At 63.1% G+C, this 15,650-nt stretch carries 12 protein-coding genes and 1 other RNA gene; 7 read left to right on the forward strand and 6 right to left on the reverse strand.

Features of this window, described 5'->3' with window-relative positions:
* The first annotated feature begins 5 nt into the window (after positions 1-5).
* The gene (locus MESCI_RS15750) at positions 6-1,226 is read left to right on the forward strand and encodes an alanine racemase (protein ID WP_013530936.1); all 1,221 of its coding nucleotides are present in this window, start codon (positions 6-8) and stop codon (positions 1,224-1,226) included.
* A 180-nt stretch (positions 1,227-1,406) separates the two neighbouring features.
* On the opposite strand, the gene MESCI_RS15755 is transcribed toward MESCI_RS15750, so the two are convergent.
* Positions 1,407-2,588 carry a lytic murein transglycosylase gene (locus MESCI_RS15755; protein WP_013530937.1) on the reverse strand — a complete coding sequence of 394 codons (1,182 nt, stop codon included), beginning with the start codon at positions 2,586-2,588 and terminating at the stop codon, positions 1,407-1,409.
* A 200-nt stretch (positions 2,589-2,788) separates the two neighbouring features.
* Positions 2,789-3,589 (reverse strand): glycoside hydrolase family 25 protein, encoded by an 801-nt coding sequence (locus MESCI_RS15760; RefSeq protein WP_013530938.1) that lies wholly within the window; start codon positions 3,587-3,589, stop codon positions 2,789-2,791.
* A 229-nt stretch (positions 3,590-3,818) separates the two neighbouring features.
* On the opposite strand from MESCI_RS15760, the gene MESCI_RS15765 reads away from it, so the two are divergent.
* Entirely contained in the window at positions 3,819-5,198 is a 1,380-nt protein-coding gene (locus tag MESCI_RS15765; RefSeq protein WP_013530939.1) for a serine hydrolase domain-containing protein, read from the forward strand.
* Positions 5,199-5,250: 52 nt separating this feature from the next.
* Here the strand turns inward: MESCI_RS15765 and MESCI_RS15770 are convergent, their stop codons facing one another.
* The 3 genes from MESCI_RS15770 to MESCI_RS15780 are packed head-to-tail and all read right to left on the reverse strand — an operon-like array spanning position 5,251 to position 10,910.
* Positions 5,251-5,934: a class I SAM-dependent methyltransferase gene (locus MESCI_RS15770; RefSeq protein ID WP_013530940.1), complete on the reverse strand. Its 684-nt coding sequence runs from the start codon at positions 5,932-5,934 to the stop codon at positions 5,251-5,253.
* Positions 5,931-7,229 (reverse strand): BtaA family protein, encoded by a 1,299-nt coding sequence (locus MESCI_RS15775; RefSeq protein ID WP_013530941.1) that lies wholly within the window; start codon positions 7,227-7,229, stop codon positions 5,931-5,933. The genes MESCI_RS15770 and MESCI_RS15775 overlap by 4 nt, the downstream gene beginning before the upstream one ends.
* Positions 7,230-7,262: 33 nt before the next feature.
* Positions 7,263-10,910: a hydantoinase B/oxoprolinase family protein gene (locus MESCI_RS15780; RefSeq protein ID WP_013530942.1), complete on the reverse strand. Its 3,648-nt coding sequence runs from the start codon at positions 10,908-10,910 to the stop codon at positions 7,263-7,265.
* A gap of 194 nt (positions 10,911-11,104) precedes the next feature.
* Here MESCI_RS15780 and MESCI_RS15785 point away from each other — a divergent pair, with 194 nt between their 5' ends.
* The 5 genes from MESCI_RS15785 to rnpB all read left to right on the forward strand — a co-directional run bounded on the left by MESCI_RS15785 (position 11,105) and on the right by rnpB (position 14,416).
* Positions 11,105-11,365, forward strand: a complete 261-nt coding sequence (locus MESCI_RS15785; protein ID WP_013530943.1) for a hypothetical protein — start codon at positions 11,105-11,107, stop codon at positions 11,363-11,365.
* A gap of 174 nt (positions 11,366-11,539) precedes the next feature.
* Positions 11,540-12,259 carry a J domain-containing protein gene (locus tag MESCI_RS15790; protein ID WP_013530944.1) on the forward strand — a complete coding sequence of 240 codons (720 nt, stop codon included), beginning with the start codon at positions 11,540-11,542 and terminating at the stop codon, positions 12,257-12,259.
* The gene (locus tag MESCI_RS15795; RefSeq protein WP_013530945.1) at positions 12,256-13,014 is read left to right on the forward strand and encodes an N-acetylmuramoyl-L-alanine amidase; all 759 of its coding nucleotides are present in this window, start codon (positions 12,256-12,258) and stop codon (positions 13,012-13,014) included. Before MESCI_RS15790 ends, MESCI_RS15795 begins: the two co-directional genes overlap by 4 nt.
* 210 nt (positions 13,015-13,224) lie before the next feature.
* The gene (locus tag MESCI_RS15800; RefSeq protein WP_013530946.1) at positions 13,225-13,956 is read left to right on the forward strand and encodes a lytic transglycosylase domain-containing protein; all 732 of its coding nucleotides are present in this window, start codon (positions 13,225-13,227) and stop codon (positions 13,954-13,956) included.
* Between the two features lie 50 nt (positions 13,957-14,006).
* Positions 14,007-14,416, forward strand: an RNA gene (gene rnpB, locus MESCI_RS15805) — RNase P RNA component class A.
* An 87-nt stretch (positions 14,417-14,503) separates the two neighbouring features.
* Here rnpB and MESCI_RS15810 read toward each other — a convergent pair.
* Complete coding sequence (locus MESCI_RS15810; RefSeq protein ID WP_013530947.1) at positions 14,504-15,631, reverse strand: cystathionine gamma-lyase; 1,128 nt, start codon at positions 15,629-15,631, stop codon at positions 14,504-14,506.
* Between the last annotated feature and the right edge of the window lie 19 nt (positions 15,632-15,650).

Below are 15,650 nucleotides of genomic sequence, written 5' to 3' on the forward strand. Positions count from 1 at the left end.
CGTCCATGCAGCGATTCGAGAATGCCCGCGAGGCGGCACTGGCGCTTCGTCCGGACGATCCGGTCTATTGCTTCCGCCCGCAAGTGCTGATGGCGGATGCCAGGCAGTTCATGGGCATGTTCCCCGGCAAGACCGCCTATGCGGTCAAGACCAATGGCGAGCAGATCGTGCTGAAGACGCTGGTCGAAGCCGGCGTCAAGGCTTTCGACGTCGCTTCGCCGGGCGAGTTCGCCGCCGTGCGTGCCGTTTCCCCCGATGCCGAGATGCTCTACATGCACCCGGTCAAGGCGCAGTCGGACATCAAGCTGGCGCTGGAGAAATACGCCATCCGCGTCATTTCGCTCGATCATGAGGACGAGATCACCAAGCTGACCCGCGTGGTGCGGGCTCTCGACATCGATCCGGGCTCGATCAGCGTGTTCGTGCGGGTGCAGACCAAGGGGCATGCCGCCTACGAACTGTCGAAGAAGTTCGGCGCCGGGCCGGCCTATGCCGTCGAGCTCGCGGAGCGGCTGAACCGCACCGGCTACAAGGTCGGCCTGTGCTTCCATGTCGGCAGCCAGATCGAGGATCCCGACACCTATGAGCGGGCGCTGGCTTCCGCCGACTGGGTGCGCAACCGGCTGACCTTCGATATTGCCGGGCTCGATGTCGGCGGCGGTTTCCCCGCCGAATACGGCCACGACCCCAACCGCAAGCAGATCGAGATGCCGTCGCTTGGCCAGATCATGTCGCGGCTGTCGGGCGATCTGAAGGAGTATCAGTTCGACCAGATGCCGCTGGTGGCTGAGCCCGGCCGGGTGATCGTGGCGCGCTGCCTGTCGCTGATCGTGCGGGTGTTGCTGCGCAAGGGCAAGCGGCTCTACATCAATGACGGCATCTGGGCATCGCTGTCGGATTCATGGACCGGCAAGATCACGCTGCCGGCGCGCTTCATTCCCGACCCGGCGATCCGCTCGCGCAATGGCGAGGAGAAGAACATCGTGCCGTTCAAGGTCTGCGGTGCGACCTGCGATTCCGTCGACATCCTGTCGCGGCCGTTCTGGCTGCCGGAAACGGTCGATACCGGCGACTGGATCGAGATCGGCCATATCGGCGCGTATTCGCTGTCGCTGAGGACCCGCTTCAACGGCTTCTATCCCGACACCTTCGTCGAGGTGACGACGCCGTTCGACGAGGGCGACGCGCCACAGGGTTTTGCCAGTTTGGAGACGATGGCGGATTGAGGGGAATAGGGCAGTAGGGGAATAGGGGAATAGGGGAATAGGGGAATAGGGGAATAGGGGAATAGGGGAATAGGGGAATAGGGGAATAGGGGAATAGGGGAATAGGGGAATAGGGGAATAGGGGAATAGGGGAATAGGGGTGGCGGCAGTCACTGCTTCGGGCTAATTTGCCCTACTGCCCTATAATTTTCCCAAAAGCTCCGGCGTCGGCCAGCCATCCACCGGCAAACCTAGCCGCGTCTGCTCCTTGCGGATCGCCTCGCGGGTGTTGGTACCCAAAATGCCGTCGACGGTGCCGACATCGTAGCCCTTGGCTTCCAGCTTGGTCTGCAACGCCTTCATCTGCTCATTGTTGAGACCGGTCTCGGGATTGCGCGGGTCCAGCGGCGGCGCGCCTGCCAGCCGTGCGGCAAGGTTGGCTGCCGTCAGCGCATAGGTGAAGGACTGATTCCATTCGAGATAAACGTCGAAATTGTCGTAGGTGAGGAAGGCTGGCCCCTTGCGGCCCATCGGCAGCGCGAGGCCTGCTTTCAGGCCGTTATCGACCAGCGGCGCGCCGCTGGGGTAGGTGACGCCCCATTGCGCCCACTGCGACAGCGGCAGCTTGTTGGTGCGACCGGTCTGATCCCACGGCATGTCTTCGGGCACGCGGACTTCCTGGATCCAGGGCTGGTCGCGTTTCCAGCCGCGCGACAGCACCTTGTTGGCAGTGGTCATGATCACATCAGGCACGCTGCCGCGCAGGTCGATCTTGCCGTCGCCGTCGCCGTCGACGCCGCGTGCCAGATAGTCGGAGGGCAGGATCTGCGTCTGGCCGATCTCGCCGGCCCAGGCGCCCCTGACATCGGCCGGCAGCACGCCGCGATCGATCAGTTCCAGAAGCGGCACCAGCTGTTGCCGGAAGAGCTGCGGCCGGCGGCAATCATGGGAAAGCGTCACCAGGGCGCTCAGCGTGTGGAAGTCGCCCTGCACGGCGCCGAAATCGGTCTCCAGCGCCCAGAAGGCGGCGATGATCGGCGCCTGGACGCCGAACTGCTGGTCGGCGCGGGCGAAGACATCCGCGTATTTCTTCATGTTCGCCGCACCTTGCTTCAGGCGATAGGCCGAGATCATCCGGTTGGAAAACTCGACAAAGGTTTGGGTGAAGACGCCCTGGGCGCGGTCGCGCGCCAACACCTTGTCATCTAAGGTTGCCGCTTCAAGGGCGTCGAGACCCACTGCACCTACGCCGGCCGCCTTGGCTTCCGCGGCGACGCCCTGCTTCCAGGATTCGAAGTCGCCGCCGCATTCCTGCGCCATCGCCGGCAAGGCCGTGGCGCACAGGGTCAGCGCAGCCGCGAGGACTTTGGAACGCAGTCGCATCAGCTTCCTTTCGAAACGAACAGGGGGTCATTTGTTGTGCTCCCCCCCGGGAAGCCCAACGCCCTGAATTACCGGCGGTTGCACTCTTTCCCGCTGGCTGTGTCGAAAAGCAGGCGGCAGGCCCGGTGTCAACGGTGTTCTGCGGCAGCTTCTCTGCTGGAGTGATTTGATGTAGGGCAGTGCTGCCGTTGAACCTGACGTCAACGGGTGTTCTGCCGCAGCCATTTGTTCCAGGCGGCTTCGCTGCCGTTGAAGACGTTGATGTCGGACTTGCCGGTCATGCCGGGAACGATGCCGGTTCCGGTGTACTGCCAGAAGGTGAAGGGGTGGCTGCCGTATTTCTCACGCGGATGGCCGGCGACGGAACGCAGCCAGTAGGGATAGCCGCGGAACCCTGACAGCCCGTTGTCGTCGAAGAAGTCGACGGAAGTGTAGATGATCGGCTTCTTGCCGTAATGGCGTTCGACGATTTCGAGGAAGGTGGTCATCTCCGCGCGCACCGTAGCGGCGTCGGGACGCAGCCTGCAGGTCGGCGATTGCGGGTTCCATTCCATGTCGAGGACCGGCGGCATCGCCGAGCGATCGACGGGGACGTTGCGGATGAACCAGCGCGCCTGAACGGCAGCCGGGGTGCAGAAATAATAGAAATGATAGGCGGCTCGCGGAATCCCGTTGGCCTTCGTGCGCGCCCAATGCTCGCTGAAATACTCGTCGAAACGGTCGCCGCCCTCGGTCGCCTTGATGAAGGCGAAGGAGATGCCGCTGGCCCTGGCAGCCGGCCAGTCGACCGAGGTCTGGTATTTGGAAACATCGGTGCCGTGGACGGCATAGTTCCACGGCGCGCCGCTCTCCCATTCATGCGGCTTGGAGTCGGCAAAGCGCGGCGCGCGCACGGCAACCGTCGGGCTGCTCGAAGCGGATGGCGACAGCGGCGAGAGATCGTCGACGGTCGAGCAAGCACCAAGCAGCGCTAGCATGATCAGGCCCGCAAGACGGCGCATCGCAATTCCCGAGCCGGATTCAGCCGGTCGCTGATGGGTCTTTACACTGTTGGCCTGCTTTGTGATCGGGCCCCCTCCGAACGATCGCCCCACAGCATCGCTCAGCATATCCTGTGATCGCCGATCATGGTTGATAATCCGTTGATGACGCTCGACAAGCATTGTGATTTGCGGAAGCAATGGCGGCAAATCGATGACATAAGGGTCGCGCAGGGCCCGGAGGAAATAAATGCGGATCGTGGTCAAGATCGTCAAATGGCTGCTTGGCCTGATCGTCCTAGTGATCGCAGCACTTTTTGCCTGGCTTTATATCGCGCCACCGGAGTTGATCAGGGTTGGCTCGGGCTACTCGGCCAAGATCGTCTGTTCGAACGTTTTTATCGCCGGCCGCGATCCCAATGAGGTGCTGGCCGTCGACGTGCAGGCACCCGGGCATCCCCTGCTGCGGTTAATGCGGGTTTCGGTGGACAAGAACAGGGGAACGGTGTCTGCCGGCCTGTTCGGTTTCCTCGGCAAGAGCGTCGCCGTAGCCCGCGACGGGCTTGGCTGCGCTTCGGTTCCGGACGGCGACGTAGGAAAGGTGCGGCGGACCGCGATCCAAGCGGAGCCGTCCGCAGTCACCATGGGCGACCTGTGGCCGGAAGGCGAACGGGTCGAGGCATCACAGGATCCGGTTGTTGCCAAGCTGCTGGACGATGCGGCGCTGATCGGCACCGGCATGCGCGCGGTGGTGGTGGTCAAGAATGGCCGTGTCGTCGCCGAGCGCTACGGCGATGGCTTTTCCGCCAGGACGCCGCTGCTCGGCTGGTCGATGACCAAAACGGTGAATGCCGCCATCGTCGGTACGTTGGTCAAGGACGGCAAGATGGCTTTCGACAACAAAAACCTGTTTGCCCCGTGGAAGGCGGACGGCCGCGCCGCGATCAGCCTTGCCGACATGATGGCGATGTCGAGCGGGCTGGAGTTCAACGAGGATTATGGCGACGTCGCCGACGTCACGCGCATGCTCTATCTCGAACCTGACATGGCGGGCTTTGCCGAATCCAAGCCGCTGGCTGCAGAGGTCGGCAAACAGTTTTCCTATTCGAGCGGCACGGCGGTGATGCTGTCGCGCCTCTGGCAGGACGCGGTCGGCGACAAGGCCAGGGCGCTGACGTGGCCGCGCACGGCGCTATTCGAGCCGCTCGGCATGCACAGCGCGGTGCTTGAAACGGACGAGCAGGGCACCTTCGTCGGCTCGTCCTATCTCTACGCGACCGCGCATGACTGGGCGCGCTTCGGCCAGTTCCTGCTGCAAGGCGGGGTGTGGAACGGCAACCAGATCCTGCCGACCGGTTTCGTCGACTGGATGCGCGAGCCGGCATCCGCCTCGAAAGTCTACGGCAAGGGCCAATTGTGGATCGAGGCCCCGGGCGATGAGGAAAACCCCGGCGCCGGCGTCGCGGCAGGCCTGCCCAAGGACACGTACTGGATGGAAGGCCATGACGGGCAGACGGTTGCCATCATTCCCTCGGAGCAGTTGGTGGTGGTGCGGCTGGGGCTGACGCCTGCCAAGCTTGGCTATCGGCCGCAGACGATGGTGGGGGCGCTGATGAAGGCGCTGCATTAAGGTGCATTGACATTCAGGTGAGGTCGGCCTGCAAATGGCGGTTTCACCTTGGCTAGCTGCGCGGCCCGATAACCGCCAGCCAGGCATAGCCGCGATAAAGCGTGCGGAAACGGAAGCTTGCGCCGGTTCGCCGAGATTCCGATTCCAGCACTTCGCGCAACGATTCACGCGGCGCGACGTGGAATTTTTTCAGCCAGCCGCGCAGCAGCGCACGGAACCAGCCGGGCAGCCCTTCCTGCTGGCCGAAATCGACGATGTGCAGCGAACCGTTCGGCGACAGGGCGGCAAGTGCCGCCGATACTGTTTTTTCCCAGCCGGGGATCATCGACAGCGAATAGGACACGAAGACACGGTCGAAGCGTTCGACATCGAAGAGTGCACGGGCATCGAAATCGGTGGCATCGCCCCTAGCCAATATGACGCGACCGGACAGGCCCTCGCGGTCGATCGCCTTTCCGGCCGTCTCCAGCATTTCGGCCGAAATATCGAGGCCGAAAAAGCGCGCATGGGGATAGCGGCGGGCAGCCAGAATGATGTTGCGCCCGGTGCCGCAGCCGAGTTCAAGCACGGTGCCACCGACAGGCACGTCGAGGCCTGATATCAGCCGGTCGCGGCCGAGCAGGTAGTATTTGCGGGTCAGGTCGTAGATGTGGCGCTGCCAGCGGTAGACGCCGTCCATCAGTTCGGCATGATTGGCCTTGAATTCGGGGCTGGCCGGCAGCTCGCTGGTGCTCATGCCGCGCGCTTCACATAGAGATGGAAGCCGCCATAGATGGCCGAGCGGTCGCGGGCCGAAAATTCCCGCGAAGCCTGGTCCTGATAGTCCCATTGGTCGAGCAGCGAACTGGAGACGCGACCCGGCAGCAGGCTGGGCTCGGCGGCGGTGCGGAAGATGACGCGGGCGCCGGCCGAAGCCGTGCGGGTGATTTCCGCCCACAGCGCGTTGAGCTGATCGTCGGTCATCCAGTCCTGTGCGTCGAGCAGGACGAAGCGGTCGACCGCGCCTGCATCCTTGCCGGCGAGAAACTCGATCAGATTGGCATGGTGGATGGCGACGCGGCCGACATTGCCGCGGATGGTCTCGTAATTCTGCTTTTCGAGATAGGCGGGCAGGGCGGCCTCGCCGGGGTTCGGATAGCGGCGGGCAAAGGCTTGCCAGGCGAAGTAGTTATTCTCCAGCGGAAAATCGCAAGCGAGTTTTTCCAGCCGGGCTTTCAGCACGCTGGCCATGGTGCCGTCGCCAGAAGTGATCAGCGAATCGTACTGCGCCGGTGGAATGCCGAGGCCGAACAGTGAAGCCTTGCGCGACGTCGCCCATCTCAAAAGCTTGTTGTCGAAGACCGGCGCCAACTCCTCGTTGAAGAAGCGGCGCTGCTCGCCGATGTTCCTGGCCTGCATGATGCCGGCTGGGTCGACGCCGAAGAATTTTCCCGTGCGATGGCCCATGGCGATGAACAGGCCGAGCAGGCCGGTCTGGTAGAAATTGCGGTCGAACACAGTGATGCGACGGCGGCCGCGCCAGTTGCGGCGCTCCCAGTAGTGACGGCTGACAGGATCGAGATGCGGCGCGATGAAACGGTCATACGCTCTCGAATTGTGGCTGGTGTCGGCGGCGCCGAAGAAGCGGAACAGGTCGCCCTGCGATGGCAAATGGCGCACCGCCTCCAGCTTCATGCGGTTCAGCGCGATGTGCGCGGTGTTGAGGTCGACGGCGTCGACCCGGGCCGGCGAGCGCGTGAGGTAGGCCAGGATGTTGCAGCCGCCGGAGGCGATGGTGACGACACGGTGGCCCTGGCCAAGCTGCATCGCCTCCATGTCGACATCGGGGTCTTCCCAGATCTGCGGATAGACGAGGCCGGAGAACAGGAAGGCGAACAGCCGCTCCGAAATGCCGGCCTTCGACAGCGGGCGGTTCTGATAGACGGCCTTTCCAACTTCCTTGCCGCGGCGAAAAACCAGATCTGCGGAAACGTCCGTCATGGCAAGATGATTCCCCATTTGCTTTGCGGCAAGCGGGTAACTCAGGGTCATGACAGGCCGGTGACAGCCTGTTGACGCCTCTTCTTACGGCTTGCCAAATCCCCCCGGCGTCGGCGTCGTCAGGATGACGGCGTCTCCTGCCTGCAGCACGGTCTGGTCGCAGGCTTTTAGCAGGTCGATCGTGCCGTCCTTGCGGCGGATCTTGGTCGAGCCGACCTCGCCATCGCCGCCTCCGTCCAGCCCCTTGGGAGGACGGTTGCGGTGCGAGGACAGGATCGCGCATTCCATCTTTTCGAGGAAGCGGATGGTGCGTTTGGTGCCGTCGCCGGCGCTCCATCTGCCCTTGCCGCCGGAATTTTCCCGAATGTGGAAATCCTCGAGCAGCACGGGGAATCGCAGCTCCAGCACTTCGGGATCGGTGAGGCGCGAATTGGTCATGTGGGTGTGGACGCCGGAGGTGCCGGCAAAGCCGCGGCCGGAGTTCATCTGGCCGGCCGGCGAGCCGGAGCAGATCGTCTCGTAATATTGATACGTCTTGTTGCCGAAGGTCAGGTTGTTCATCGTGCCTTGGGCGTTGGCCATGGCGCCCATGGCGCCGAACAGCGCGTTGGTGACATGCTGCGAGGTCTCGACATTGCCGGCGACGACGGCGGCGGGGTAGGCGGGTTTCAGCATGCAGCCATCGGGAATGATGATGTTGATGGGCCGCAGGCACCCGGCATTCATCGGGATCATATCCTCGACCATGACGCGGAAGGCGTAGAGCACGGCGGCGCGGGCCACCGGCTCGGGCGCGTTGAAATTGTTCTTCATCACCGGCGAGGTGCCGGTGAAGTCTACCGTCGCCTCGCGCTTTTGCCGGTCGACCGTGATCTTCACCTTGATGATCTGGCCGGTGTCGGTCGGGTATTCGTACTCAGAACTATCCGGCAGCCGCTCCAGCACGCGGCGCACGCTTTCGGCGGCATTGTCCTGGACATGGCCCATATAGGCCTCGACGACATCGAGGCCGAAATGGGCGACCATCTTGCGCAGTTCGGCTACGCCCTTCTCGTTGGCGGCGATCTGCGCCTTGAGGTCGGCGATGTTCTGGTGCGGATTGCGGGCCGGGTAGCGGTGATCGGTGAGCAGCGTTTCCAGCTCCTTCTCGCGGAAGCGGCCACGGTCGACGATGCGGAAATTGTCGAACAGCACGCCTTCCTCGTCGACCGTGGTGGCGAGCGGCGTCATCGAGCCGGGTGCCGTGCCACCGATATCGGCATGATGGCCGCGCGAGGCGGCCCAGAACAGGATTCTTTCCTTGGCATCATCGAAGACCGGCGTCACGACAGTGATGTCCGGCAGATGCGTGCCGCCATTATAGGGTGCGTTGAGGGCAAAGACGTCGCCGGGGTGGATGTCGCCGGAATTCAGCCGGATGATGGTTTCGACCGAGCGGTCCATCGAGCCGAGATGTACCGGCATGTGCGGCGCATTGGCGACCAGCGCGCCGGTCCGGTCGAAGACGGCGCAGGAAAAATCCAGCCGTTCCTTAATGTTGACGGAATAGGCGGTGTTCTGCAGCGTGACGCCCATCTGCTCGGCGATCGACATGAAGAGGTTGTTGAAGACCTCCAGCATGACCGGATCGGCCTCGGTGCCGAGCGCTGCCTGCCGGCGCTTTTTCTCGACGCGGCGCAGGAGCACATGGTTCCTGGCGGTGATTTCGGCCAGCCAGCCCGGCTCGATGACGATTGTCTGGTTCGGCTCGATAATCAAGGCAGGTCCCGCAACCCTGTTTCCCGGCTTCAGCGCCTCGCGGCGGAAGATGGGTGAAGTGCGCCACTCTCCCTCGGTGAAGATTTCGCGGGTCTGTGAAGGGCTTACGGCAAGGTCTTCGGTTCGCGATTCAGTTTCGTCGCGCCCAGTGCCGCCAGTGTCGGTGCCTTCGACGCCGACGGTCTCGACGATCATCGGCTTGTCGTCATAGACGAAACCGAACTGCGCCTTGTGGGCGATTTCAAAATCGCGCCTGGCCTGGAAAATCGAATCCGCCTCGAAATTCACCGGCAGTGTCGTGTCGGTGCCATCGTAGCGAATGTGCAGCACCGGCTTCGTGGCGACCGTATCCTCGCCGATGCCTTGCGCCGCGAGTTCTGCGACAACGGCTTTTCTCAAGATGGCAATGAGGTTGCCGATCTCCGTTCTGGACTCTTCGGCAAGCGGTTTCAGCAGCGCCTGCTGGCGCGAGGCAAAGACCGAGGACAGGCCGATGCCATAGGCCGACAGAAGACCTGAGAAGGGATGGATCAGCACCGCTTCCATGCCGAGCGCATCGGCGACCAGGCAAGCGTGCTGGCCGCCGGCGCCGCCAAAACAGTTCAAAAGATATTCGGTGACGTCGTAGCCGCGCTGCACGGAGATCTTCTTGATGGCATTGGCCATGTTTTCGACGGCGATGGTGACGAAGCCCTCGGCGACAGTCTCGGGCGACCGGCCGTCGCCGATTTCGGCGGCGAGTGCGGCGAATTTTGCCCGTACCGTCTCGACGTCGAGCGTCTGGTCCTGGCCGGGTCCGAAAATGGCCGGGAAGAAATCGGGCTGCAGCTTGCCCAGCATCACATTGGCGTCGGTGACGGCGAGCGGGCCGCCGCGCCGGTAGGCTGCCGGGCCGGGATTGGCGCCAGCCGAATCCGGCCCGGCCCGGAAGCGGCTGGCCTCGTAGTGCAGGATCGAGCCGCCGCCGGCGGCGACGGTATGGATGCGCATCATCGGCGCGCGGATGCGCACGCCGGCGACCTCGGTGTCGAAGGCGCGCTCATATTCGCCGTCATAGTGAGCGACGTCGGTCGAGGTGCCGCCCATGTCGAAACCGATGACCTTGTCGAAGCCGGCGAGCCTGGCCGTCTCGACCATGCCGACGACGCCGCCGGCTGGTCCTGACAGCAGTGCGTCCTTGCCCTGGAACATGTCGGCGGCGGTGAGACCGCCCGAGGACATCATGAACATCAGGCGGGGAAATTGATCGCTCTCCCCCACAAGGGGGGAGCTTGGCGCCGCACCCAACTCTCCCGCCACCCTTTGCACATAGCGCGACAGGATCGGCGACAAATAGGCGTCGACCACCGCGGTGTCGCCGCGGCCGACCAGCTTGATCAGCGGCGAGACCTCATGGCTGACCGAGACCTGGCTGAAACCGAGTTTGCGGCAGACTTTCGCCACGGCCTTCTCGTGGTCGGGGTATTTCCAGGCGTGCATGAAGACGATGGCGACCGCATCGATGCCATCGGCCCTGGCCTGTTCGATCGCCGGCCGGCAGGCGGCGATATCGAGCAATTGTTCGACGCAGCCATCGGCGCGCACACGCTCGTTGATTTCGATGACGCGCTCGTAGAGCTGTTCGGGAAGGATGATCTCCTTGGCGAAGATGTCCGGGCGCGCCTGGTAGGCGATCTTCAGCGCATCGCGGAAGCCCTTGGTGATGAGCAAAAGCACGCGGTCGCCCTTGCGCTCCAGCAGCGCATTGGTGGCGACCGTGGTGCCCATCTTGATGTCGCCGATTAGGCCGCTCGGGATCGTGTCGCCGGCCGACAAGCCAAGAAGGTCGCGAATGCCCTGGATGGCGGCATCGTTATAGGCTTCGGGATTTTCGGAGAGAAGCTTGCGCGGGTGCAGCCCGCCTTCCGGATCTCGGCCGATGATATCGGTGAATGTGCCGCCGCGGTCGATCCAGAAATCCCATTTTTCGGTCATGACAGCCCCTGGCGCTCTTCTGTTCGATCGGTGTTTCGGCACATGCTGTTAGTTCGCTACGGCCTGAGCGGCAATCGCAAATGAACCAGACGATGTTACATGCGGAAACGCAACGTTACGAAACTCATGGCCGGCTGACGCATTTGTCCTTCGACCGCTCACGGCAACGTGAGCGTGTGTTGAAGGAGAGACAAATGAAAAAGCTCATTCTCGCGTCCGTTTCCGGTTTGGCCTTGCTTGGCGTCGCCGCCTGCAGTGACAGCGGTACGGACAACACCACCACCCAGAGCACCAACCCGCCGGCCGCCGAGGAACCGATGAAGCCGGCCACCCCGGAAGCCACGCCGCCGGCCGCGACGCCTCCGGCAACGGATAATTCGACCACGAAGAGCATCACACCCGAGAAGCCCGCCGAGCCGGCTCCGGCAACACCAGCTCCTGCGCCCGCGCAGTAGTGAGCAAGCAGTACTTCTTGTGATGAATGAGGAAGGTCGGCTCGCGCCGGCCTTTCTCATGTCGTCCGAGCGCCGTGGGCCAATCCCTCTCGCGCGCCGGATCGATTTGTCGCGCAAAGCCTGCGGCACTGTCCCGGCTTGATAGGAGGGAGCGGTGGCTCTAAGAAGCAGGCCATGTCGATTTGGGATCGCCTCGGCGAGTTCATCACCCGCGTTTCATCCTCAACCTCGTCGGGTGTCGTCGACGTTGTCGAGGCTGTGCGCACGGTTTTCTCCGGCGATGCGGATTTGCGCCGGCGTGTCGCCTTTTCGGTGGCGATGATCGCGCTGTCGGCCAAGATGGCCAAGGCCGATGGCATCGTCACCCAGGACGAGGTGCGCGCCTTCCAGGAGATATTCGAAGTGCCGCCGAAGGAGACGCGCAATGTGGCGCGGCTGTTCGATCTCGCCCAGCGCGACGTGGCCGGTTTCGAAACCTATGCCGAGCGGATGGCCCAGATGTGCGGTTCGGGGCATTCCAACTGCGTGATGCTTGAAGACATACTCGACGGTCTGTTCCACATTGCCAAGGCCGACGGGCTGGTGCACGAGCGCGAAGGCCATTTCCTGCACCGCATCGCCGAGATTTTCCGCATCGACGAAGCGCATTACGAAGCCATCATGGCCCGGCACGTCAATCTCGGCGCCGGGGATCCCTATGTCGTGCTGGGCATCGAGCGCGGCAAGCCGTTCGAAGAGGTCAGGAAACGCTATCGCAAGCTGGTTTCCGACAATCATCCGGATCGGCTGATCGCGCGCGGCCTGCCTCAGGAATTCATCAAGATCGCGACCACCAGGGTGGCGGCGATCAATGCCGCCTACGAGATGATCGAGCGGGGCCTGCGCCACGCATGAGCGGCTTTCTGCCCGACGAGCCACGTGCCGAAGTCAGGGTATCGCCGAATTTCGGCCCGCGGCGCGAGACAACACCCAGGCCCGACATGATCGTGCTGCACTACACAGGCATGGCGACCGGCGCCGGGGCCGAGGCCTGGCTTTGCGATCCGGCCAGCGAGGTCTCGTCGCATTATCTGGTCCACGAGAATGGCCATATCGTGCAGATGGTCAGGGAAAGCGACCGCGCCTGGCACGCCGGCAAGAGTTCGTGGTTCGGATGCGCCGACATCAATTCCTGTTCCGTCGGCATCGAGATCGTCAATCCGGGGCATTCGCTGGGCTATCCCGGTTTTCCCCGGCGGCAGATCGATGCCGTGATCGGGCTGTGCCGGGGGATCGCCGGTCGGCATTCGATCGCCGCCGAGCGGGTACTCGCGCATTCCGATGTTGCGCCGGGGCGCAAAATCGATCCCGGCGAGAAGTTTCCGTGGCGGGCGCTATTCGAGGCCGGTGTCGGCCATCTCGTTACGGCCGCCCCCGTCAGGCGAGGCGCTACTCTGACAACCGGCGACACCGGCGGCGATATCGAAGCGTTGCAGTCGATGCTGGCGCTCTACGGCTATGGCGTTGAAATATCCGGCGTTTTCGACCGGCAGACGGAGGCGGTGGTCGAAGCCTTCCAACGGCATTTCCGGCCGCGCAAGGTGGACGGCGTTGCCGACGGCTCGACGCTGCGGACGCTGCAAAGGCTGCTTGCTTCCGTGAAGCGCTAATCCCCGGGAGACCTCTCCCAAGCAATTCTTTCCAATCCTTAAGTTACAGGCTGTCACTCAAAGTGACTTGCCTGGCCTTGTTTGACACCAATTCGGGCGTCAAACGGCTGACGTGTAGATGTCGGACCCCAAGCCCCCCCGGGTTGTTCCGACGTTGGTTAGGCGTTGCTGCGTGAACATCTTCGCGCGGTTCAGACAGAACAGGATCACATGCAGAAATTTACCGTTTTAACGGCAGCTCTTGCTGCCGGCGTAATGACTTTTGCCTTCAGTGCGGCGCATGCAGCGTCATTCAGCCCGCGGGCCGATCAAGGGTTTCCCGTGGTATCCGCAAAAAGCGGCAAGGCAGGCCACGACGCCAAGGCGACAAAGCAGGCATCCGCCAAAGCGGAGACGAAGCGGGCTTCCGCCAAAGCGGAAAAGGCAAGCTGGTCCAAACCGAAGAAGTCCATCGCCAAAAGGCAGACGAAGCGCGGCCGCAAGACCGTCGACATGACGAGAACGGCATCGATCGGCCTCAGGAACGCGGCGGAGTCGACGGCCGCGGTGGCGAGCAGCGGCCAGTATTCCGCAATCGTTGCCCGCTATGCGGCGATCGAAGGCGTGCCCGTGTCGCTCGCCTCGGCGGTCATCAAGATCGAGAGCAACTACCGGCCCAACATCGTCGGCAGCGCCGGCGAGATCGGCCTGATGCAGATCAAGCCGGCCACGGCTCGGATGATGGGCTATAGCGGCTCCGCCAAGGGCCTGTTCGATCCCGACACCAACATCAAATACGGCATGAAATACCTTGCCATGGCACGGAGCCTCGGTGGCGGCACGACCTGCGGCACCATTCTGAAATACAATGCCGGGCACGCCGCAACGCGGATGAACCCCGTGTCGGCAGCCTATTGCGGCAAGGTCAAGGTGCAGATGGCTGCGCTTGGATCGCCCGCATAAGTCAGCTTTTTCGTTTGCGTTTTCGGGCGTGAACCCCTTTATACGCTCTGCCAGCTGGCTGGGCGGCCGCACCCGCAAACGCCGAAAGGTCGTGGGTGAGGAAAGTCCGGGCTCCATGGAAACACGGTGCCGGTTAATGGCCGGCGGGGGCGACCCCAGGGAAAGTGCCACAGAAAGCAAACCGCCACGATCCGGCTTGCCGGATTCGGGGCAAGGGTGAAAGGGTGGGGTAAGAGCCCACCGCGCGACTGGCAACAGGAGCGGCACGGTAAACCCCACCGGGAGCAAGACCGAATAGGGACGGTGCGAGGGGAAACCCTCGAGGGCTGTTTCCGGCTCACCGTCCGGGTAGGTTGCGTGAGGCGCATGGCAACATGCGCCCAAGATGAATGGCCGCCACGTTCTCGCCTCGCAAGGGACGAGGGCCATACAGAACCCGGCTTACAGGCCAGCTGGCAATTTCTCTCCCCCGATATCAACAGAAATCTCTTGAAATCAGCAGGTTGCGCCCTCGGGCGCGCCTGTTGATTCAAGCCTGTCCGGCCGTTCATCCGAGCCGGGAGCCGCTGATCCCGTCCAGCGACGTCTCGATCGCTTTCCAGAGCTCTTCCACCGGCTCGCAGCCGACCGAGAGGCGGACGAAACCGGCGGAGACCGCATCGCCTCGCTTCAGGCGCCGCTCGGCGGAGGTGTGGACGCCGCCGAAGGATGTCGCGGCCTGCATCAGGGCACAATTGTTGATGAAGTCCTCGGCTTTGTCTTCCGAGGCGAGTTCGAAAGAGATGAGAAAGCCGAAGCGCTCCATCTGGGCGCGGGCTAGGTTGTGCGACGGGTCGCCTTCAAGCCCGGGATAACGCAGGCCGCTGATTGCCTTGTGGCCCTGCAGTCGCCGCGCGATGACTTCCGCCGAGGAACACATGCGATCGAAGCGCACATCCAGTGTCTCCAGGCCGCGGTGCACCAGCCAGGCTTCGAACGGACCGGGAATGCTGCCGGAAACTTCGCGCCAGCCGGTCACGGCGGCGATGATATCGGCATTGCGACTGGCGACATGGCCGAACAGCACGTCGGAATGGCCATTGGGTGCCTTGGTGTCGGCGGCAACGACGATGTCGGCGCCGTGGTCGAGCGGTCGTTGGCCGAGAGGGGTCATGGTCGTGTTGTCGACCACAAGGATCGCGCCGGCTTTGTGGACAGCATCGGCAACGGCGGCGATATCGCAGATATCCAGCCCCGGATTGGCAGGGGTTTCGACAAATGCCAGCCGATAGCCATCGAAGCCGCCATCGAGGAAGGTCGAAGTCGGCCTGGCATCATAGGTGATGCCGAGCGGCTTGAGGAAGCGCTCGGCCAGCGCTCGTGTCGTGTGATAGCCGTCCGATGGCAGCAGGATACGGTCGCCGGCCTTGAGCACGGCAAAAAACGCCGCCGAGATTGCCGCCATTCCGGAAGGGAATGCGACGCAGGGCGCGTCCTCCAGATGGGCCAGCATATGCTCGACCGCGTCCCAGGTCGGGTTGCTGAATCGCCCGTACTGGTTGAAGCCGGTGGCGTCGCCGGGCGCATGAAAGATGGCGGCCATGGTCAGCGGCAGGGGAATGGAATCGCCCATGGCAAGCCCGCTGCGACGCAGGTGAGGAAGCGCTGCAGCGCGTGACTTTGCTGTTTCAGACATCGAATTTCAGACCCTGTTG

It is taken from the genome of Mesorhizobium ciceri biovar biserrulae WSM1271 (genome assembly GCF_000185905.1).
GTDB classification, from domain to species: domain Bacteria; phylum Pseudomonadota; class Alphaproteobacteria; order Rhizobiales; family Rhizobiaceae; genus Mesorhizobium; species Mesorhizobium ciceri.